A 20,616-nucleotide genomic window follows, 5' to 3' on the forward strand; every position below is an offset into this window, starting at 1 on the left:
GCGTTATTTAATACTTCTATAATATTGCTTTTCTTAAAGTAGTTTACAAAACTACATCGATTGATTTTTGCAGACACCTGCTTTATAATCATATAGATTGCCTTTAGCAACATTAATTTAGAAGAAACAAGAGGTATTACATGATTTCTAAAGACTATACATTAGGCATTGACATTGGTTCTACAACAGTTAAAGTCGCACTGCTTGATAAAGATTCAAACATAATTTTTTCAGATTACAAAAGACATTTTGCTAATATTCAGGAGACCTTAGCAGATCTTCTTCAAGAAGCATATAAAATAAGCGGGAATGTAACTATACATCCTGTGATAACAGGTTCTGGCGGACTTACTCTCGCCAAACACCTTGAAGTTCCTTTTGTACAGGAGGTTATCGCAGTATCTACTTCACTCAAAAAGCTTGCGCCTAAAACAGATGTAGCCATCGAGCTTGGCGGAGAAGATGCCAAGATCATTTATTTTGAAGATGGTAATGTTGAACAGCGTATGAATGGTATCTGTGCCGGTGGTACAGGTTCTTTTATTGACCAGATGGCAGCTCTTTTACAGACTGATGCATCTGGTCTTAATGAGTATGCAAAAAACTACAACTCTCTTTACACAATTGCAGCCAGATGCGGTGTATTTGCAAAGTCAGATATTCAGCCGCTTATCAACGAAGGAGCAACAAAGGAAGACCTTTCTGCTTCTATTTTCCAGGCTGTTGTCAATCAGACAATCTCTGGTCTTGCTTGTGGTAAGCCTATCAGAGGACACGTTGCATTTTTAGGCGGTCCTCTTCACTTCCTTGATCAGCTTAAGGCTGCATTTATCAGAACTCTTAAGCTTGATGAGGAACATACTATTGAAACTGACAACTCTCATCTTTTTGCAGCTATAGGTTCTGCATTAAATGCAAAAGAAGAAACATTCTATTCGATGGATGAGATGGTTTCTAAGCTTTCACACAAGATCGTTATGGATGCTGAAGTTTCAAGACTTGATCCTCTATTCAAAAATGAGGAAGATTACAAGAAATTCAGAAATCGCCAGGATCAGTACAAGGTAAAGACTCGAAAGCTTGATAGCTATAAAGGTAATGCTTTCCTTGGAATTGATGCTGGTTCTACTACTACAAAGTGTGCACTTATCAGTGAAGATGGTGATCTTCTCTATTCTTTCTATTCAAGCAATAACGGAAGCCCACTAAAAACAGCTATTTCTTCTATTCAGGAAATCTATAAGCTGATGCCTGAAGGTGTTAAAATTTCCAGAGCCTGCTCAACCGGTTATGGAGAAGCTCTTCTTAAATCAGCTCTTTTACTTGATGATGGCGAAGTAGAAACAATCGCTCACTACAATGCTGCTGCTTTCTTTGATCCTGAGGTAGACTGTATCCTTGATATTGGCGGACAGGACATGAAGTGCATCCACATCAAAAATCAATCAGTTGACTCTGTTCAGCTTAACGAAGCTTGTTCTTCAGGCTGCGGTTCATTCATTGAGACCTTTGCCAAGTCTCTTGATTATACTGTTCAGGATTTTGCTAAAGTTGCTTTATATGCTAAATCTCCAGTAGATCTTGGTACAAGATGTACTGTATTTATGAACTCACGAGTTAAGCAGGCTCAAAAGGAAGGCGCAGATGTAGCTGATATTTCATCAGGACTTGCTTATTCTGTTATTAAAAACGCTCTATTTAAGGTTATCAAGGTTTCAGATGCCAAGGATCTTGGAGAACACATTGTAGTTCAGGGCGGTACTTTCTATAATGATGCTGTTCTTAGAGCATTTGAGATTATTTCTGGTGCAGAAGCCATAAGACCTGATATCGCAGGTATCATGGGTGCTTTTGGTGCTGCTCTTATCGCTAGAGATCGTTTCTTTGAAACTGATGATTACAAGACCACAATGCTTAGCATTGATCAGATCAACAACCTTGAATACACAACCAGCATGACTACATGTCAGGGTTGCACAAACCACTGCAGACTTACTGTAAATAAGTTTACAGGCGGACGTACTCATATTTCTGGTAATAGATGTGAAAGAGGTATCGGTAAAGTCAAGAACGAAAAGAACATTCCTAACCTCTTTGATTATAAATATAAGAGAATATTTGGCTATGAGCCTCTTAGCGCAGAAAAGGCAAAAAGAGGTAGCGTAGGTATTCCAAGAGTTCTTAATTTCTATGAGAACTATCCTTTCTGGTTTACCTTCTTTACTAACCTTGGATATCAGGTAGTTTTATCTCCTAGATCAACTCATCAGATCTATGAACTTGGAATTGAGTCTATTCCTAGTGAGTCTGAGTGCTATCCTGCCAAGCTTTCTCATGGACATATTGAATGGCTCATTAAACAAAAGGTAGATTTTATCTTCTATCCAGGACTTTTTTATGAAAGAGAAGAAGTTAAGGGTGCAACTAACCACTACAACTGCCCTATCGTAACTTCTTATTCTGAGAATATTAAAAACAACGTTGAAGCCATCACAAATGGTAATGTTAAGCTTAGAAACCCATTTATGGCATTCACTTCACTTGAGACAGCAACTACTGCCCTTGTAAAAGAATTTGCTGAAATTCCAGCTGAGGAAGTCATCAAAGCAGCTAAGGCTGGCTGGGATGAAATGGCTAAAGCAAGGCTCGATATTCAGAAAAAGGGCGAAGAGACAATTAAATGGATGGAAGAAAATGGTAAGCATGGAATCGTTCTTGCTGGACGTCCATACCACGTAGATCCAGAGATCAACCATGGTATTCCTGATATGATCTGCTCTTACGGTGTTGCAGTTCTTACAGAGGATTCTGTATCTCACCTTGGCACTCCAGAAAGACCCCTTATCGTATCTGACCAGTGGATGTATCATTCTAGACTTTATGCTGCTGCAAGCTTTGTTAAGACAAGGGATGATCTTGATCTTATTCAGCTTAACTCCTTTGGATGCGGACTTGACGCTGTTACAACAGATCAGGTCAACGATATCCTTTCAGGATCAGACAAGATATATACATGTCTTAAGATCGACGAAGTAAATAACCTTGGTAGTGCTAGGATCAGAGTTCGTTCTCTTCTTGCTGCTATCAGAGTTCGTAAGCAAAAAAACAAAGAAAGAACAATTAGATCAAGCGCAATTAACAGAGTATTATTCACAGAAGAAATGAGAAAGAACTATACAATACTCTGTCCTCAGATGTCTCCTATTCACTTTGATATCTTGGAACCAGCTTTCAGATCATGTGGTTATAACTTTGTAGTAATGCAAAATGACAACCGTCATGCCATAGATATGGGCCTTAAGTATGTTAATAACGATGCTTGTTACCCTTCTCTTTGGGTAGTCGGTCAGATAATGGATGAGCTTCATTCAGGAAAATATGACCTTAATAGAACTGCTGTCATTATGTCACAGACTGGTGGTGGCTGCAGAGCTACAAACTATGTTGGATTTATCAGAAGAGCTCTTAAAAAGGCTGGTATGGAGCAGATTCCTGTTGTTTCACTTAATCTTTCCAAGCTTGAAGCAAATCCTGGCTTCCATATCAATCTTGAAATGCTTGAAAGAGCTGCTTTTGGAGCAATCTTTGGTGATATATTCATGAGATGCGTATATAGGATGCGTCCTTATGAGAAGGTTCCTGGTTCAGTTGATGCCTGCCATGCAAAATGGCTTAAGGTTTGTCAGGACTTTGTATCAGCCAAGCACATGAATATCTTTAAATTTGAAAAGATCTGTGCTGATATCATTGCTGATTTTGATAAGATTGAGATCACAGATGAAGTAAAGCCAAGAGTTGGTGTGGTTGGCGAAATTCTTGTTAAATTTGCTCCAGCTGCAAACAATCACCTTGTAGAGCTTCTTGAAGCTGAAGGTGCTGAAGCAGTTGTTCCTGATCTTATTGATTTCATGCTCTACTGCTTCTACAATCAGATTTACAAGGCTGAAGAGCTTGGAACAAGCAAAAAGACAGCTGCATTTTGTAAAGCTGGCATCTGGGCAATTGAAAGACTTCGCTCAGGGGCTACAAAAGCATTTAAAAAGAGTGTACACTTTGATCCTCCAACAAGCATCTATAAACTTGTTGAATATGCTAAGCCTATCGTTAGTATCGGAAATCAGACAGGTGAAGGCTGGTTCCTTACAGGTGAAATGGTTGAGCTTATCAAAGAAGGTGCTTCAAACATTGTTTGTACGCAGCCATTTGGATGTCTTCCAAACCATGTAGTAGGTAAGGGAGTTATCAAGCAGATGAGACATCTTTATCCTGGATGTAATATCGTAGCAATTGACTATGATCCAGGCGCTTCTGAAGTTAACCAGCTTAACAGGATCAAGCTTATGCTCTCTACTGCTCAAAAGAAAGTTGAAGAAAAGAAAGCTATGTAATAAAAAAGGCACGCCTCATGGCGTGCCTTTAAATTTCTAATATTTAGTTATACTTTTAATTTGGCATTAAGCTTTTCTATTGCATCTTCATGACGCTGAATGGCAAAGGTAGCAGACTTAGATTTAAGCTCTGCATTCATGCGCTTTTTGTGAATCTCATTACATTTCACATAATACTCATAAACACTTTCATCACTTACTTCTAAGTATTTATCAGCAATACATCCAGGTAAAACAAATTTCTTTACAACATCACTGAACTTTACCTCAATATATTTACCATCCTGGCTTATCACCTTTCCTTCACCAAATTTCTTGTGAGTAACCGTCATCTTAAGAGCTGAACGTTCTCCAAGTTCTTTGTCTTCTTTATCAAGCTGTGATAATTCTTCTGTGAGCTCTTTCTGAAGAGCTTTTAATTCTTCAATCTGTTTAGCGTTTTCTTCTAGCATCTCTTTCGTCTTCTTGGTTGGTTTCTTCTTAAGATCAGTCTTTGGTTCAAGGTCATCATTTTCCATATTAAGGGCCATAAAATAATCTCCTTGTCAAATTTCGTCTAAAAATATACAACCTAACATATTTATTTTAACTTATAAAATGAAAAATTACAACTCAGTCACTACTCCAGGCTTAAGTTCTACGTGCTTACCGTCTACTTCTAGCCATACACTGATGGCATTTGGATTGAACGCAAAATCACCATTAACTGATACCTGAATTCTTGAAGCAGCATCCATATAATCAACGATCTCGATATTGGTTGCGTACCAAATATCTTCATGACCGCCCATATCCTTGGCAAACTTCTCAATGATATTCCAGTTGCCATCTTTTTCAAACTCGTAGCTGTGGCCCCATACGTACATCATGTACAGATACTGAGTTTTGTGAAGCTCTGAAAACTCCTTTGAAAGTCTTTCCAAGGCTTCATTTCTGTGTGAACATGTTGGATTCCATCTAAGGAAATCAGTTGGCATACTAAAGCCAAGTGTTGAATGAACTGTTCTGGCATGAACAATTCCACAGGCCTTCAATGCGTCAACTACATTATCATCAAAAGAGCCATTAGGATAAGCAAGGCCTCTAACAGTATAGCCAAGGGCTTCTTCAAGTTTTCTTCTATCTTCGATAACCTGAAGTACCATCTGTTCTTTTGGACATCTGGCAATTGTTGGATGTTGTGCTGTGTGACAAGCAACTTCGTGTCCTTTATAGAGCTCTTTAAACTCGCTTAAAGGAATTCTTGGATCATATGGCTCTGTGCAAGGATAATCATAAAGATCAGAGTTAACATTAAATGTTCCCTTAAGTCCGTATTCATTAAAGATAGACACAAGTCTCCTATCAGCAATCTTGCCATCATCATAGCTAAGTGTCAGTACCTTGTGTTTACCACCTGGAAAACAGGTATAAATATTTCTAAGCTTCATTTTGAATCCTCCTGTCAAATTTTCTGTGTAAGTGTCTTCGAAGCTATTTCTCTCTTTTCTTCATCAAGAATCTGTCCCCATTTATATGGAGTATTCTGATATACGTAGTAGTTGAGCCAGTTAGTATACAAGATATTTGCATGACTTCTCCATAATAGATCCGGTTTTTTATTAGGATCATCATCCGGATAATAGTTTATAGGCATATCTATAGGAAGTCCCTTGGAAAGATCTCTCTTGTATTCTGCATCAAGGGTAAGCCTATCATATTCAGCATGACCCATAGCAAATATCTGGCTTCCAGATCTGTTCATGCAAAGGAAAATGCCAGCAACCTCTGATTCTGCCAGCACAACAAGATCATCACAAGCGTGGATCTTATCTGCAGGAGTTTCAGTATGACGAGAATGTGGCATACAAAATACATCGTCAAAGCCTCGCACAAGTGGTACTTTCCTGTTCATTACACGATGCTTATATATTCCAAATCTCTTTTTATCAAGGTACTCTTTGTCGATTCCATAATGATAGTAGATTCCGGCCTGAGCCCCCCAGCAAATGTGGAAGGTAGAAGTTACATTTGTCTTGGACCACTCAAAGACCTTGCAGAGCTCATCCCAGTAGTCTACTTCTTCAAAAGCCATCTGTTCCACAGGGGCTCCTGTAATGATAAGTCCGTCATAGGTGTTATCCTTGAGCTCTTCAAAGGTATTGTAGAACCTGTTTAAGTGGTTAGGTGATGTATTTGTAGAGTGATGTGAACTCATCTGCATAAATGACACATCTATTTGAAGAGGAGTATTTGACATTGACCTTAAGAGCTGAAGCTCCGTGTCCTCTTTTAAAGGCATAAGATTCAAAATACAGATCTGTAGGGATCTGATATCCTGATGCAAGGCTCTATTTTCATCTACTGCAAATATATTTTCTGTCTCTAATATTTCTCTGGCAGGAAGATCATTTTGAATTTTAATAGGCATATTCGTTTACTCCATGCATTTTTTATTTGATCATATCTAAAAACTTAGCTTCGTCAATGATTTCAATTCCAAGTTCCTGAGCCTTTGTAAGCTTACTTCCAGCGGCTTCACCTGCAAGAACATAGCTTGTTTTCTTTGATACGCTACCTGAGGCTTTACCACCATTTTTAGTAATGAGCTCTTCTGCCTCTTTGCGTCCAAGAGTTGGAAGTGTTCCAGTTACAACGATTGTAAGACCTGAAAGCTTATCAGATGCTTCTTCATCCTTGGTGACCACCATGTTAAGTCCAAGTTTGTTCATCTCATTGATGATGGCTATATTTTCTTCATTATGGAAGAAATCATAAAGGTCACCAGCTGTAGTCTCGCCAATATCAGGGATCTGCAAGAATCCATCTACAGTAACCTTAGTAAGATCCATAAGATTATCAAAATGCTTCATGATCTCTCTAGCTGTTGATTTACCTACGTTTCTAATGGCAAGACCTGTAAGAAGTCTTACCGGATCATTAGCCTTTGACTTTTCTATTTCACCAAGGAGCTTATCAGTATTTTTCTCTTTTCCTATGATACCTTTTTCAATAAGCTCATCTCTATGTTCCTTAAGATGATATATATCCGCATAATTTTTTAGATACCCATCAGATACCAATGCATCTACTAGTGTATCACCAAGTCCCATGATATTCATGGCATCTCTTGAAGTAAAGTATGCAATTGTTCTTGTAACTTGTGCCGGACAAGTAGGATTTATACATCTTATATCAGCTGTATCTTCCTCTCTGACAAGATGTCCACCACAGATTGGGCATACATCAGGAGCTTTATATATGACATCAGGAGCCTTAACGCAACCGTTGAGCTTAGGAATGATCTCGCCGCTCTTAAAGAGCTTATATTCACCACCAATTCCAATTTGCATCTCATTGATATAGTCCTGATTGTGAAGCGTTGCTCTAGAAACACTTGTACCGCATAATCTTGCAGGTTTACCTGTTTCTCTATCATGAAAGCTTCCGGTAAAGGTAAGCTTACCAGTTCTACCTACATCAACAAGTATCTCATCCATCACGATTATCTTTTCTTCAGGAGGATACTTATAAGCGATATGACCGCTTGAATACTTGGAACCAGCAGGGAAATCTGATCTCCATTTTAAATTATCGACTTTGATAACTGCACCATCAAGGTCAAAATCAAGGTCTTCTCTCATATTTCCAATAATATCTATCGCTTCAGATACTTCATCAAAGGACTTGCAGGCTCTATGATAAACTGTTTTAACACCGGCTTTTTCTAAAATATCTAAGGAATTAACATGGGAATTTTTAAGCTCTTCTGGTCCGTCCTGAACATTAAAGACGAACATCTTAAGTCCACGAGCCCTTGTAACCTCAGGATCAAGCTGTCTTAATGTGCCTGCAGCAAGGTTTCTGGGGTTCGCAGCTATTTTCTTTCCAAGCTTTTCCTGTTCATCATTAAATTTTTCAAAGTCTTCATGAGACATGTAGACTTCACCGCGTAGCTCAAGGTAATCATATGGCAGATCAATGATCTTCCTGATATCTGAAATTACCATGGCATTAGCTGTGACATCCTCACCGATAAGGCCATCACCTCTTGTTTCTGCCATAGTCAGGTGAAGCTTATTATCTTTAGGATCCTTACTATATCTAAGAGACAAGCTAAGTCCATCGATCTTTTGCTCAGCAGAAAACAAAGCATCAGGATGCATCTGATGAACCTTTTCTACCCAGCTTTTTACATCTTCCTTATTGAAAACATCCTCAATCGAAAGCATTGGAACATTGTGTGTGATCTTAACTCCAGCCTCTCTTTTGGCCGTTCCGCCAATTATCCTTGTTGGAGAATCACTGATAACTAGTTCAGGATGTTCTTTTTCCATTGCCTTTAATCTGAGCATGAGCTGATCGTACTCATAATCTGAAATTTCGGGCTCATCCTGATTATAATAAAGATCCATATGATGCTTGATAGTCTTAACAAGCTCATCGTATTCCATTTTAATATCTAATGGCATATTTACCCCCAAAAATAAACATATCTTAATAAGTATAGTATGATTTAAAGCTGAATTCCAGCGGCCTTATACAATTTAAGTATTTCACTTTCATCAAGCTTGTGATATGTAGATGGCTTTAGATCATAATCAGAAAGCTTAACTGTCATAACACGTACCCTTTTAAGCGAAACCACTTTAAAACCAAGCTCGTCGCACATTCGCCTGATCTGTCTGTTAAGCCCCTGAGTCAGGATTATGTTAAAAGAATCATTGGAAAGCTTTTTTACCTTACAAGGTCTCGTGGTCCTATCAAGTTCTTTTAAATAGACACCCTTTGACATTTTTTCAATAAAATTGTCATCAAAACTTTTGTTTACCTTGACCACATACTCTTTTTCATGCTTGTTTGAGCCCTTCATCATAGCATTTATGAGATTACCGTCATTAGTAAGGATCAGAAGTCCTTCTGAGTCCTTATCAAGCCTTCCGGCATAGGTTACTCTTTCAGAGTAGTTTACATCTTCAATAACTGTTTTTTCTGCATGGGAGTCTTTTTCTGTACAGACAATTCCTCGTGGTTTGTAATATGCAAGAACTATGTGCTCTGATTTTTGCTTTATTTCTTTTCCATCAACTTTAACCAAGTCGCCTTCTTCTATTTTCATGCCAAAAGAAGCTGTAACATCATTTACAGTAACTTTACCTGCGTCTATTAACTTATCGGCTTCTCTGCGGGAACAAAGGCCGCAAGAAGCTATATACTGGTTTAATCTCATAAAAACCTCGTAGTAGTCAAAATACAAAAAAAGAACGGTCTGTTGCCGGACCGTTCAGTATTTGCATAACTTAATCTGAAACTTTGGCTAAAAGAACTATTGCATCCTCAGCGATGATAAGGTCACTGCTTTCCTTGATATAAGCTAAAATATGCTGATTTGTAGCCTGGAAATGACCAAATTCATAAGCCATAGTAAATAAAGATGCAAATGCTCTAGGATCTTCGTCCTGTCGCTGAAGATCTAAGTAATACTTACCTGTAGTCGGATTCTTGTACAAAGAGCTCTTAAACTTAAAATGCTTAGGAGCTTTATTACAAAAATCGATCACAGTTCTGATATTGTCAAAAGTAAAGATATACTCATGGAATGAAAGCCTTTGACTATCAGGAATATCTTTGCCTTCGTCATCAAGGATCTTAGATCTTCTGGATGCACCATTAGAAATCTTGTCTGAAAGCAATTTATCTTTTTCTACAGTTGCTCCATCGTTTACAGGGATCTTACCCTGTTCTTCGCCTGAATTTACTTCTTCCATAATATTCTTCACAGAATTAGTAAACTGCTTAAGACTCTTTAAATATTCATTTAATCTATTAATGCGCTCTTCATCTACTGAATCGCCAAGGTCCTCAAGAACATTCTTAGGAATCTTGATACCAGCCTTGTCTGTAAGATTTTTGAGTATCTCACCAAATGAAGCTGAAGCATTTTCTGAAAGCGTAAGAGAAATAGAATGATCAGGAAGCACTGTAATCTGCATAGGCATAAATGAACCTGTTGGCTTATAATCAACTTCTTCCTGAGCTTTTCTCATTACATCATGAAGAAAATCCATGGCTTCCTTTTTCTTTTCAAAAAGGTCCTCAAGCTTGATTCCCTGCTCGTCCATATCATCTTCAGTGATAATACATGTAACTGTATCTTTATTGATTCTCTTAAATTCCATTAAAAATTTAATCCTTTCAAAAGCACTCCAAGGGATAAATATTATTTTACAACATTTAACAAATTCTTGGAAGTCCCTCACCATACATAAGACCAATAGTACGTTTACCACCAATCTTTGTATTAAGTATTACACCTTTTATATCGTCATCATCATTTACTTTGACAACATCACCGATTATAGTAGCATTTTCGCCATATTTTGAGCTCCTGATAAGAGAAACTGCTCTATCAGCATCTTCAGCAGCAACAGATAATACCATTTTGCCTTCGTTACCCATATACATGACATCAAGGCCAAGAATTCCGCAGAAATCCTTAACTGCATCTGATACAGGAAGTGCTTCCTCATATAGGTTTATCTGGCATTTAGAACTGCTTGCGAACTCATTTAATACTGTTCCAAGGCCGCCTCTGGTTACATCCCTCATGGCATGGACCTTTATGCCATTATCAAGAAGCTTAGAAACCATTTCAACTAAAGGAGCCGCATCAGAACAGATATTGTTACTGATACCCATTCTTGCTCCAAGGATAGTTGCATGATGATCACCAAGATTTCCAGAAATAATGATCTTATCTCCGCCCTTTAGATTAAAGGGTCCTGGAACCTCAACGTCTTTTCTGATAAATCCAACGCCGGATGTATTTATGATAAGACCAGGCTCTCCGCCCTTATTTTCTATAACTTTTGTATCTCCGGTAATTATCTTAACGCCGGCTTCGTTAGCTGTTTGAGCCATGGATTCGATTATCTTATCCAAGACATCAAGATCTAGTCCCTCTTCGAGGATACAACCACATGTAAGATATTTAGGTGTAGAGGAACTCATAAGAAGGTCATTTACTGTACCGCAAACAGATAATCTTCCGATATCTCCGCCTGGGAAAATGATGGGTGTAACAACGAAGCTATCTGTTGTTACTGCAATCTTTGAACTTCCGTCTACAACAGCGGAATCCTCTAATCTATCAAGTATTTCATTGTGAAAATGCTTGGCAAATACGCTTTCAATCAGCTTGGAAGTGGACTCTCCGCCGCTTCCATGAGCCATAGTAACTTTCATATTAAAACCTTCCTTATCTTCTTCCTGAAACAAAGTAGTTATAGCAGCTGCCTTCAGTTGAGACCATGCAAGCTCCATGAGCGTTATCAGGAGTACAGCTCTTTCCAAACAAAGGACACTCATAAGGTTTTACTTTACCAACTAAAACCTTGGCGCAGCTGCATCCAGGTGGCATATGGTCTTCATCAAGGCTCGTGCTACCTGCATCAAAAGAACTGTATTCTGGTCTAAGCATCATTCCAGAGCCTGGAATCTTCCCCATCCCTCTCCAAGATGCATCAGATGGGCAAAAATACCTATCTACTATTTCTTTAGCCTTTAAATTACCTTCGGGTAAAACGACGTCTTTGTAGAGGTTTTTGATTCCTTTTTTACCCTTCATATTAACAAGAGCATAAATTGTCATAAGGAGCTGTTTTCCTTCAAAACCTGAAACTACAAAAGGTATTCCAAGTTCATCAGAAAGCTCTTTAAATACATCACTTCCAGTAATAGCAGCCACGTGTCCCGGAGCTATAAATCCATCAATCCCGCCGCCATTATTAACTACCCATCTGATAACTTCCGGCATAGTCTTTAGTGATGTCAAAAGCTTTAAATTCTTAATATCCTGTTCAATTGCCTCTTTAAGGACCATCGCATAGACAGGAGTTGTTGTTTCAAAACCAATTGCTGCAAAAACATAGGTGTGATCTGGGTCTTCTTTGGCAAGAGTTATGGATTCCATTGGTGAATAGACCATTCGAACATTAGCACCCTCAGCTTTTGCGTCAGCAAGGGACTTATTAGTGCCCTTTACTCTTATAAGATCCCCAAATGTCAAAACTGTTGTATCAGGTCTTAATGAAAGTTCAACAAGTTTATCTATTACAGCTGTCACTGTTACGCAAACAGGGCAGCCAGGACCGGATATAAGTGAAATTTTAGGCGAAAGCATAGATGGAATACCATTTTCCGAAATTGCGGCAGTATGAGTTCCACATACTTCCATGATCCTGACTTCTTCGCCATCATAATTTTTTAGAAAATCTATAATTTCCTGAAAACTCTTATTAGCCATTAAACTGTAAGATCCTCTATTTCGTTAAATAATTCTTCCATTTCGTTGGCCAGCTTGTCATCCATAGTCTGAATGATACATCCAGCATGAACTAAAACTCTGTCGCCAACTTTAACATTTACAAGGCCAGCCTCTGCAGTGACTATGTTACCACTAAAATCTACTGTAGCCTTTGTTCCATCAATCTTAATTACCTTTCCAGGTATTGCAACACACATTTTAACGCCTTTCTAAACCTTTACAGATAAGTCCATAATAGGCCTGACCTGTAGCTACACCGGAATCACCACAAGGAACCTGGTTATTCCAGTATACTTTAAAATCATTATCTCTAAGAATCCTGATACATTCTCTAAGAAGTATCCTGTTATTAAATACTCCGCCAGATAAACAAACCTTATCTTCTGAAGTTTCACGTCTTATTATACAACATATTTCTTTTACAAAGGATACGATCGCCATATGAAATCCATAGGCTATATCAGATATTTCATAGCTTTTTTCTACGTAAACCCTCTTTATCTGATCAAAGAGATCAAGCTGGTCTGCTATATATGTACCATCATGATCTTTTAATATCTTAAACTCAAAGCCTGGATAGTTTTCTTTATTCGAAGATTCAGCCATATTCTCTAAAAGAATTGCGCATTCACCTTCAAAGGAGTTGTATTTTTTTATATCTAAAAGCGCAGAAACACAGTCAAAAAGTCTTCCCATACTGGATGTTTCAAAAACATTTATCTTATTTGATAAAGCTGCTTCAACAAGTTTATCATCTATATCGTAGTTAAGAGCTTTTTCATAGCATTTTTTTACAAGTTCAGCGTTCTTTGGAGCACTATTTCCGCCTGAAAGCATCACATATGACAAATGGCATTTTCTTGAAAAATCACTGCCATTACAATGTAATATCTCCCCGCCCCATACTTTACCGTCTGTTCCATATCCTGTTCCATCAAAAGAAATTCCGATACATGAAAGCAGTGAATGTTCTGCCATTACTGAAAGAGAATGGGCAAAATGATGCTGAACATAGGAAATATCCAGATTCTTTTCATCTGAAAGTTCCTTAGCATACCTAGTTGAAAAATACAAAGGATGAAGGTCACAAATAATATGATCTGGCTTAAATTCAAATAGCTTAAGATACTGATCAATTATTTTTTTATAGGATATGTAAGTATTAGTACTTTCAAGATCTCCAATATACTGAGAAGGAATGATCCTATCCTTTTTGGCCAGAGCAAAAGTGCTCTTTAGATCTCCGCCAATTGCAAGATAAGAGTTTTTTTTCTTGTTTCCAGCCTTTATCAATAATGGAAGTGGTGCATAGCCTCTAGCTCTTCTGATATATTGAACAGAATATTCGTTATTTCCAGTATCTATCACAAAACAAACCGAATCGTCCTGAGGCATCACTATTTCTCTATTGTGAAACAGCATTCCATCTATCTTTTTCAAAAAAGCTTCTTTAAATATCTCATCATCTATAATGATATTATCATCAGATAAATTGCCACTTGTACAGATGATTGGACCTACAGCGTCACACAAAAGCCTGTGAATACCAGATGAAGGTAAAAACGCACCAATATACTGACTGTCTCTGCATACTTCATAAGGCATATCTTTTATTTTATTTAATAAAACTATAGGTCTTGCAAAAGACCTAAGTAATTCTTCTTCTTTTTCATTGACAAGACAATACTCTTTAACATGCTTTATATCAGCAAACATTACGGCAAAAGGCTTATTTTCTCTTCCTTTTATGCTTCTTAGCCTCTTAGCTGGTTCTGCACAAGTTTTACAAACAAATTGATATCCAGAAAGACCCTTCAAACCGATTATCCCACCATTTGAAAGTACTTCTATCGCCTTATCTACTGCTTCATTACCGGAAGCTGAAAACAGGTTTCCATTACTAAAATGAGCAAATACCATCTGCGGACCACAATCATGACAGGAAATAGTCTGTGCATGCTTTCTTCTGCCATCAAGATATTCTTTGTGGCAGCTCGGACACATTTTAAACTTTTTCATTTTAGTTGTGTTTCTGTCATATGGGAGACTTTCTATGATGCTAAGTCTAGGACCACAAGATGCACAGCTAATAAGGGGATACCTATATCGTCTGTCTTTTTTGTCTAAAAGCTCATATAAACAATGATCACAAATTCCAATATCCGGTAAAAATACAGGAAGTTCATCGGATAAAGAGATGCTTTCACTATCAATAATCCTGAAATCATCATAGTTTGTAGATGGATGATCAATTGTTTCATATTCGACATCCAAAATAATAGCACCTGAAGGATAATCAGAATAAAGAGAGCCTAAAAAAGAGCGCACTTTATCTTCATTTCCAGATGCTATGATCTCAACAGCTGCGCCAATGTTTTTGACGTAGCCTGTTATTCCATATTCAGTTGCTTTATTTGCAATAAAGGGGCGATAGCCAACACCCTGCACCGCCCCTTTAACCTTAATGGAAATAACCATCAGTCTTTCTTTTCTTCTGTATTTGTAGTCTGAGCTGTTGGAGTAACAGGAGCCGCCTTAGGTGCTTCTGTGTTACCTGCCGCCTGAGCGGCTTGAGCAGCTTTAGCAGCGGCTGCGGCAGCAGCACGCTCTTTTGCAGCTTTCATAAGTGCTTCCTGAGCAGCTATAGCCTTTTCAGACTGTTTAAATGTCTTAGTTACTTTTTCATCACCTGGTTCCTGGAATCTAAGTCCCATTGAAAGTGACTTTTTAGGACAATTATCTACGCAGCATCTACACTGAATGCAGCTCATAGGTCTGATAGACCAGGTCTTTGCAACCTTGTCTACAGTGATAGCATGTGTAGGACATTTGATTGAGCAAAGTCCGCATAATACGCAGAGATCCATGTCATTTTCAACGTGTCCTCTTGTTCCTTCAGGATATTCTTTTTCTGATTTTCTTGTATATGGCTTTGATACCAGGTTACGAAGAATTGTTTTCTTAAAACTTACAATTGCCATTTTTCATCTCCATTTATATGACGTATTATCTCTCAGTACAGCTAATGCAAGGATCGATAGTAAGTACAAGAATAGGAACATCAGCAAGGTCGCATCCCTTCAAAGTCTCTACAAGACCTGACAGATTTGCAAATGTGGGGGTGCGGACTCTCATTCTGTCTATGAACTTAGTTCCGTTTGCCTTTACATAGTAAAGAGCTTCACCTCTTGGCTGTTCTATTCTCATCATATATTCGCCGTTTGGCATTCCCTTAACAGGAACATCGATATCACCTGAAGGCATCTTATCAATGAGCTGACGAATAATATCAAATGACTGGAATATCTCTTTGATACGGCATTCTGTTCTTGCGTAAGAATCGCCTTCATTTGAGATAATTGGCTCGAAATCTACATCGCCGTAAGCACAATAACCTGTTGATCTGATGTCTCTGGCAATTCCACTAGCTCTAAGGAATGGTCCAGCACATCCTAAAGCATCAGCCTGCTCTGCTGTTAAAACACCAACACCGCGAAGTCTTGTCTGAACAGCTTTATCAAGAAGGAATGGCTTAGCGATTGTCTTTAAGTCTTCTTCCATCTTATTGATTCTCTGATAGAAATCCTTGAGCATCTCATCACTTACATCTCTTCTGATACCGCCAACCTTCATTACAGAGAAGATAACTCTTCCACCTGTTGAAGCTTCAAACATATCAAGGGCATCCTCTCTAAGTCTCCAGCAATCCATGTAAAGAGACTCAAATCCGAATGCATCAGCTAAAAGGCCAAGCCAGAGAAGATGTGAATGGATTCTGCTAAGCTCTGACCAGATAGTTCTAAGATATTTTGCTCTTGCAGGAACATCGATATCCATAATATGCTCTACAGCCTCAGAATAACCAAGACCATGGCCAAGTGAACAGATACCGCAGATACGTTCTGCAACATAAACCATCTCATTAAAATCTTTTTTATCTACCAGCTTTTCAAGACCTCTATGGATAAATCCAATTGAAGGAATGGCTTCTATTACCTTTTCATCCTCCATTACAAGGTCCAAATGAATTGGCTCCGGAAGAACCGGATGCTGGGGTCCAAATGGTATTACACTTCTATTAGACATTATTGGTTCCTCCGATTACTTAAATGGTGTCTCGATCGCTGTGCGATAGAGTTTACCTTCAAAGTCAATATTGATCATCTTGATCTGTACGCCAAAAAGATCATGCATCTCGTTTTCATAAATAAAAGCACAAGGATAAATACTTGTGATACTTGAAATCTCCTGATCTTCAGGAAGAGTCATCTTGAGCTGTTTAACTTCAAGTTCTTTTCCAAATGTATAGATGAGTTCATAAGCATCAGGAACTCGTGTAGCACACTGCTGCATAAGATGATAACCTGCAAACTTAAGCTTCTGAGACTCATCAATAATGTTTTCAGGATTAACATTAACAAATTCTGTATTCATTATGCTTTGTCTCCTTTCTCAGAATCAACTGTTGCAGCTACTGCCTGTGCAGGCTTTGGAGCTACATTTGCTGCTGGTGCTGCAGGTGCTACTGGCTTAGGAGCGGGCTTATTTGTAGCCTTGATCTTCTCTTCAGCCTGCTGTCTAAGTGCTTCCTCAGTAAGAACAGCATCGTACTGAGTACTTGGATCATAGTCATCTGCAGTCATATGAATAGCCATCTTGCTATAGTCTACTGTACAGTAGCCAGCCTTCATGGACTCTTTTAATTTCTTCTTCTTTTCTTCAAGGATGCCTACTGCCTTAACAACACCCTCGATAAGTGCTTCAGGTCTAACAGCACAACCAGGAACATATACATCTACAGGAACAACCTTATCGGCACCTCCTAAGATGTTATAGCATTCCTTGAAAATGCCGCCGTCACAAGCACAGATACCACATGCAACTACAACCTTTGGATCAGGCATCATATTGTAAAGCTGTCTGATAACTGGTGCTGTCTGAGCATTAACACCACCAGTCAAAAGAAGCACATCTGCATGCTTAGGATTACCTGTGTTAATAATACCAAAACGCTCTACGTCATATAGTGGAGTCATTGTGGCAAGAACTTCTATATCACAGCCGTTACAGCTGGATCCATCATAATGTAACACCCATGGTGATTTAGATATTTTCATAGATCTCACTTTCCCTTCTCGTCTTATTTAAGTACGTTAAGAATCAGCAGATTAGTTCCTGCAAATATAAGGATAACTGACCATGTAACCTTGAGCATTGTAATGTATTTAACACGTGGGAAAAGATTATCAATAAGTGTCTCAAGGAAAAATACTACTGCACAAGCAAGTATTGCCCAAAGTCTGCTAATTGGGTTAGCTGTAATGAAGAACATTCCAACAATACCCATCATAAGTACAAGATCATACCACTCTGCGATCTCTACAAACGCAAGGTTATTACCAGAAAGATCTGTTGTAAGACCTTTTACCATTTCCTGATGCATATGGTGTGAAGTACTAAGGTCAAATGGTGACTTACGAAGCTTGATGATAAGAATGAACACAAATCCAATGAAGAAACCAGGAATCTGAGCGATTGCTGGAATCTTTGCCTGAATCAGATCATCAACCATAAAGCTTCCATTTGCATAATAGAAACCAATTGCTACAAGAAGTGTCATAGGCTCATAGCACATCATCTGTAAAAGCTCACGCTGAGCGCCCATTATACTGTAAGGTCCATTGGTTGAAAATGCAGCCATAACCATAACTACTTCTGACATTGAAAGGGCGAAGAAAACAAGAAGCATATCACCGCCTGCAAAGAACAATGCACCTGTGAAAATAGTCATAATAAGATATCCTGTAACAAACAAAACCTGAATACTGTTAACAACAGTTGTCTGCTTGTTAAGGAGCTTAAATACGTCATAAAAAGGCTGGAAAAGAGGTGGACCCTGTCTTCCCTGCATACGAGCAGAAATGATTCTATCAAGTCCTGCAAGTGTGCCTCCAATCAGAGGAGCAAGTAAAATATAGATCAACGCTTTAATAAACATTCCAAGTGTCATTAGAAAGCACCTCCAACCACAATAATAAGCATAACTGCAACAAGTACAGTCGCAACATAGATGCATGGTCTAAGCAGCTTCTTTTCACCGAAGTAATCATTCATATACCAGTTTGACATATAAAGAGCTCTCTCTTTACCAAAAGAGTCGATATAATGTCTGTCATCACCAGCATTGACACCAGCTACATAAGACATAGTCATCTTAGAATTCTTACCGATTGAAAGGAATCTTGATCCAATAGGAATCATAAAGATCATAGCAACCATTATCATCATTACGATTGAATCTCCGGTTCCGATAACATCAGGAATGTTAGTATGGAAAGCCTCATCAAGTATAGGCTGAACCATATGACCAGACATCCAAGGGAATGCAAAGCACATTACTACTATCATTGTTGTAAGTGGGAAGATTGAGATCATCTCACTTCTTGGAGTAATATCATCAAGTTCAAAGGACTGATGAATTACAGCACAGATCTTACCAAGCCATTTTGCCCAGTAGAAAAGTGTGCTTCCTGAACCAAATACAAGGAAAAGAACAAGCCATACTGAACCTGAATCTACGAATGATTTAAGAGCAGCCCACTTTGATACCAACATACCAAATGGAGCCATGAACATTCCGCAGATACCAATGATCATGATAAATGCAAGTCTAGGAAGCTTAATGATAAGTCCATGCATATCCTCAATATCACGGCTACCCATACAGTTCTCAATATCACCAACTGTCTGGAAAAGAAGTGACTTAGATACAGCGTGGAATAAAACAAGCATGATAGCAGCCCAAACACCTTCTGTTGTACCAGTACCAGCGCAGGCTGTAATCAAACCAAGATTTGAAATTGTTGAATAAGCAAGTACCTTTTTTCCATCGCTTACTGTAATAGCAAGAAGTGATGCAGCAAAGAATGTGAAACCACCAATGACTGTGATCATAATACCAGTAAGTGTTCCATACATAACTGGAGATACTCTGATGAGCATGTAAACACCGATCTTAACCATTGTTGCTGAATGAAGAAGTGCACTAGATGGTGTAGGCGCAACCATGGCACCAAGAAGCCATCTTGAGAATGGGAACTGTGCACTCTTTGTAAGAGCAGCAAATGCAAATAATGTTACAGGAACAATAACAAGCTCTGATGCTCCTGTCTGTGTAACCTGGCTGAGGTTTGAGAAGCCAAGTTCAGGATTTAAACTGCAATACAAGAGACCAGCTGCAAATCCGCAACCGCCAAGAAGGTTCATCCAAAGAGCTCTGAATGAATTGTCTACTGCTTCCTGAGTTCTTGTATAACCGATCATAAGGAATGAACAAACACTGGTAATCTCCCAGAAGAAATAGATCCATCCAAGATTATCAGAAGAAATAAGTCCAAACATAGCACCAAGGAAAACAAACATGAGTGCAAGGAAATAGTTTGAACGATCCTGTACATCTGTGTGATGATGATGATAATCCTTCATATATCCAGATGCATAGATACAGATAAGAATACCTACAATACCTACAATAAGGTACATAACTGCAGCAAAAGTATCAATGCGAAGATGCATATTTCCTTCTACTGCTCTACCTGTAAGATCCATCCAAAGAACTGGAATAGTTCCTACAAGAGAAAAGATGATAGCATAGTATTTTTTATACTTAATGCTAAGGAAGCAAACAAGTCCCATCAGGAATATTTCGCCGGCAATAACGAATTTATCAGGAAGTTCAGTATGCTGTAAAAATACAAACTGTGATGTATCACCAGATGTTAATACACTTACAGCAACATAAATAGCAGCTATCATAATAGTAAATCCACCAATTATGATAACCGCACTTCTCAAAACACTAGTCTTTTTGAGACATCCTATAATAATTGCCATGATAAAGGGAAATAAGATAAGAAAGTTTAC

At 38.4% G+C, this 20,616-nt stretch carries 17 protein-coding genes; 1 reads left to right on the forward strand and 16 read right to left on the reverse strand.

The genetic code is table 11. From position 1 onward, the window contains the following. The first annotated feature begins 140 nt into the window (after window positions 1–140). On the forward strand, window positions 141–4,388 hold the full coding sequence (locus tag bhn_RS07490; RefSeq protein ID WP_071176108.1) for a 2-hydroxyacyl-CoA dehydratase: 4,248 nt from the start codon (window positions 141–143) through the stop codon (window positions 4,386–4,388). A 47-nt stretch (window positions 4,389–4,435) separates the two neighbouring features. Here bhn_RS07490 and bhn_RS07495 read toward each other — a convergent pair whose 3' ends face one another. The 16 genes from bhn_RS07495 to bhn_RS07570 all read right to left on the reverse strand — a co-directional run bounded on the left by bhn_RS07495 (window position 4,436) and on the right by bhn_RS07570 (window position 20,586). Continuing rightward, window positions 4,436–4,918 (reverse strand): hypothetical protein, encoded by a 483-nt coding sequence (locus bhn_RS07495; RefSeq protein ID WP_071176109.1) that lies wholly within the window; start codon window positions 4,916–4,918, stop codon window positions 4,436–4,438. Between the two features lie 75 nt (window positions 4,919–4,993). Continuing rightward, the gene (locus tag bhn_RS07500) at window positions 4,994–5,818 is read right to left on the reverse strand and encodes a polysaccharide deacetylase family protein (protein ID WP_071176110.1); all 825 of its coding nucleotides are present in this window, start codon (window positions 5,816–5,818) and stop codon (window positions 4,994–4,996) included. A 14-nt stretch (window positions 5,819–5,832) separates the two neighbouring features. After that, window positions 5,833–6,798: a homoserine O-acetyltransferase MetA gene (gene metA / locus bhn_RS07505; protein ID WP_071176111.1), complete on the reverse strand. Its 966-nt coding sequence runs from the start codon at window positions 6,796–6,798 to the stop codon at window positions 5,833–5,835. Window positions 6,799–6,820: 22 nt separating this feature from the next. Then, window positions 6,821–8,839 carry an NAD-dependent DNA ligase LigA gene (gene ligA, locus bhn_RS07510; RefSeq protein WP_071176112.1) on the reverse strand — a complete coding sequence of 673 codons (2,019 nt, stop codon included), beginning with the start codon at window positions 8,837–8,839 and terminating at the stop codon, window positions 6,821–6,823. Between the two features lie 44 nt (window positions 8,840–8,883). Then, window positions 8,884–9,597: a pseudouridine synthase gene (locus bhn_RS07515; protein WP_071176113.1), complete on the reverse strand. Its 714-nt coding sequence runs from the start codon at window positions 9,595–9,597 to the stop codon at window positions 8,884–8,886. Between the two features lie 70 nt (window positions 9,598–9,667). After that, on the reverse strand, window positions 9,668–10,546 hold the full coding sequence (locus bhn_RS07520; RefSeq protein ID WP_071176114.1) for an adaptor protein MecA: 879 nt from the start codon (window positions 10,544–10,546) through the stop codon (window positions 9,668–9,670). Window positions 10,547–10,601: 55 nt separating this feature from the next. Next, window positions 10,602–11,720: a hydrogenase expression/formation protein HypE gene (hypE, locus tag bhn_RS07525; RefSeq protein WP_330393183.1), complete on the reverse strand. Its 1,119-nt coding sequence runs from the start codon at window positions 11,718–11,720 to the stop codon at window positions 10,602–10,604. Further along, window positions 11,626–12,672, reverse strand: coding sequence for a hydrogenase formation protein HypD (gene hypD / locus bhn_RS07530; protein ID WP_071176116.1), 1,047 nt, complete (start codon window positions 12,670–12,672; stop codon window positions 11,626–11,628). Before hypD ends, hypE begins: the two co-directional genes overlap by 95 nt. Then, complete coding sequence (locus bhn_RS07535) at window positions 12,672–12,890, reverse strand: HypC/HybG/HupF family hydrogenase formation chaperone (protein WP_071176117.1); 219 nt, start codon at window positions 12,888–12,890, stop codon at window positions 12,672–12,674. Before bhn_RS07535 ends, hypD begins: the two co-directional genes overlap by 1 nt. Window position 12,891: 1 nt before the next feature. Further along, window positions 12,892–15,171, reverse strand: a complete 2,280-nt coding sequence (gene hypF, locus bhn_RS07540) for a carbamoyltransferase HypF (protein WP_071176118.1) — start codon at window positions 15,169–15,171, stop codon at window positions 12,892–12,894. Further along, on the reverse strand, window positions 15,171–15,674 hold the full coding sequence (locus tag bhn_RS07545; RefSeq protein WP_071176119.1) for a 4Fe-4S binding protein: 504 nt from the start codon (window positions 15,672–15,674) through the stop codon (window positions 15,171–15,173). Before bhn_RS07545 ends, hypF begins: the two co-directional genes overlap by 1 nt. Before the next feature lie 25 nt (window positions 15,675–15,699). Next, window positions 15,700–16,779 (reverse strand): hydrogenase large subunit, encoded by a 1,080-nt coding sequence (locus tag bhn_RS07550; RefSeq protein WP_071176120.1) that lies wholly within the window; start codon window positions 16,777–16,779, stop codon window positions 15,700–15,702. 15 nt (window positions 16,780–16,794) lie between these two features. Next, on the reverse strand, window positions 16,795–17,127 hold the full coding sequence (locus bhn_RS07555) for an NADH-quinone oxidoreductase subunit C (RefSeq protein ID WP_071176121.1): 333 nt from the start codon (window positions 17,125–17,127) through the stop codon (window positions 16,795–16,797). Further along, window positions 17,127–17,810 carry an NADH-quinone oxidoreductase subunit B family protein gene (locus tag bhn_RS16065; RefSeq protein WP_071176122.1) on the reverse strand — a complete coding sequence of 228 codons (684 nt, stop codon included), beginning with the start codon at window positions 17,808–17,810 and terminating at the stop codon, window positions 17,127–17,129. The genes bhn_RS07555 and bhn_RS16065 overlap by 1 nt, the downstream gene beginning before the upstream one ends. Before the next feature lie 23 nt (window positions 17,811–17,833). Then, on the reverse strand, window positions 17,834–18,703 hold the full coding sequence (locus bhn_RS07565; RefSeq protein ID WP_071176123.1) for a complex I subunit 1 family protein: 870 nt from the start codon (window positions 18,701–18,703) through the stop codon (window positions 17,834–17,836). Next, window positions 18,703–20,586, reverse strand: coding sequence for an NADH-quinone oxidoreductase subunit 5 family protein (locus bhn_RS07570; protein ID WP_071177469.1), 1,884 nt, complete (start codon window positions 20,584–20,586; stop codon window positions 18,703–18,705). Before bhn_RS07570 ends, bhn_RS07565 begins: the two co-directional genes overlap by 1 nt. Between the last annotated feature and the right edge of the window lie 30 nt (window positions 20,587–20,616).

Origin of the sequence: Butyrivibrio hungatei (genome assembly GCF_001858005.1) — a bacterium.
In the GTDB taxonomy this organism is placed as follows: Bacteria; Bacillota; Clostridia; order Lachnospirales; family Lachnospiraceae; genus Butyrivibrio; species Butyrivibrio hungatei.

Bases quoted from the DNA above. Each gene is read 5' to 3' on its own strand.
- metA (WP_071176111.1), bottom strand. From the start codon at position 6,798: ATGCCTATTAAAATTCAAAATGATCTTCCTGCCAGAGAAATATTAGAG.
- bhn_RS16065 (WP_071176122.1), bottom strand. From the start codon at position 17,810: ATGAAAATATCTAAATCACCATGGGTGTTACATTATGATGGATCCAGC.
- hypD (WP_071176116.1), bottom strand. From the start codon at position 12,672: ATGGCTAATAAGAGTTTTCAGGAAATTATAGATTTTCTAAAAAATTAT.
- bhn_RS07515 (WP_071176113.1), bottom strand. From the start codon at position 9,597: ATGAGATTAAACCAGTATATAGCTTCTTGCGGCCTTTGTTCCCGCAGA.
- bhn_RS07570 (WP_071177469.1), bottom strand. From the start codon at position 20,586: ATGGCAATTATTATAGGATGTCTCAAAAAGACTAGTGTTTTGAGAAGT.
- bhn_RS07520 (WP_071176114.1), bottom strand. From the start codon at position 10,546: ATGGAATTTAAGAGAATCAATAAAGATACAGTTACATGTATTATCACT.
- ligA (WP_071176112.1), bottom strand. From the start codon at position 8,839: ATGCCATTAGATATTAAAATGGAATACGATGAGCTTGTTAAGACTATC.
- bhn_RS07555 (WP_071176121.1), bottom strand. From the start codon at position 17,127: ATGAATACAGAATTTGTTAATGTTAATCCTGAAAACATTATTGATGAG.
- bhn_RS07500 (WP_071176110.1), bottom strand. From the start codon at position 5,818: ATGAAGCTTAGAAATATTTATACCTGTTTTCCAGGTGGTAAACACAAG.
- bhn_RS07550 (WP_071176120.1), bottom strand. From the start codon at position 16,779: ATGTCTAATAGAAGTGTAATACCATTTGGACCCCAGCATCCGGTTCTT.
- bhn_RS07495 (WP_071176109.1), bottom strand. From the start codon at position 4,918: ATGGCCCTTAATATGGAAAATGATGACCTTGAACCAAAGACTGATCTT.
- hypF (WP_071176118.1), bottom strand. From the start codon at position 15,171: ATGGTTATTTCCATTAAGGTTAAAGGGGCGGTGCAGGGTGTTGGCTAT.
- bhn_RS07490 (WP_071176108.1), top strand. From the start codon at position 141: ATGATTTCTAAAGACTATACATTAGGCATTGACATTGGTTCTACAACA.
- bhn_RS07565 (WP_071176123.1), bottom strand. From the start codon at position 18,703: ATGACACTTGGAATGTTTATTAAAGCGTTGATCTATATTTTACTTGCT.
- bhn_RS07545 (WP_071176119.1), bottom strand. From the start codon at position 15,674: ATGGCAATTGTAAGTTTTAAGAAAACAATTCTTCGTAACCTGGTATCA.
- bhn_RS07535 (WP_071176117.1), bottom strand. From the start codon at position 12,890: ATGTGTGTTGCAATACCTGGAAAGGTAATTAAGATTGATGGAACAAAG.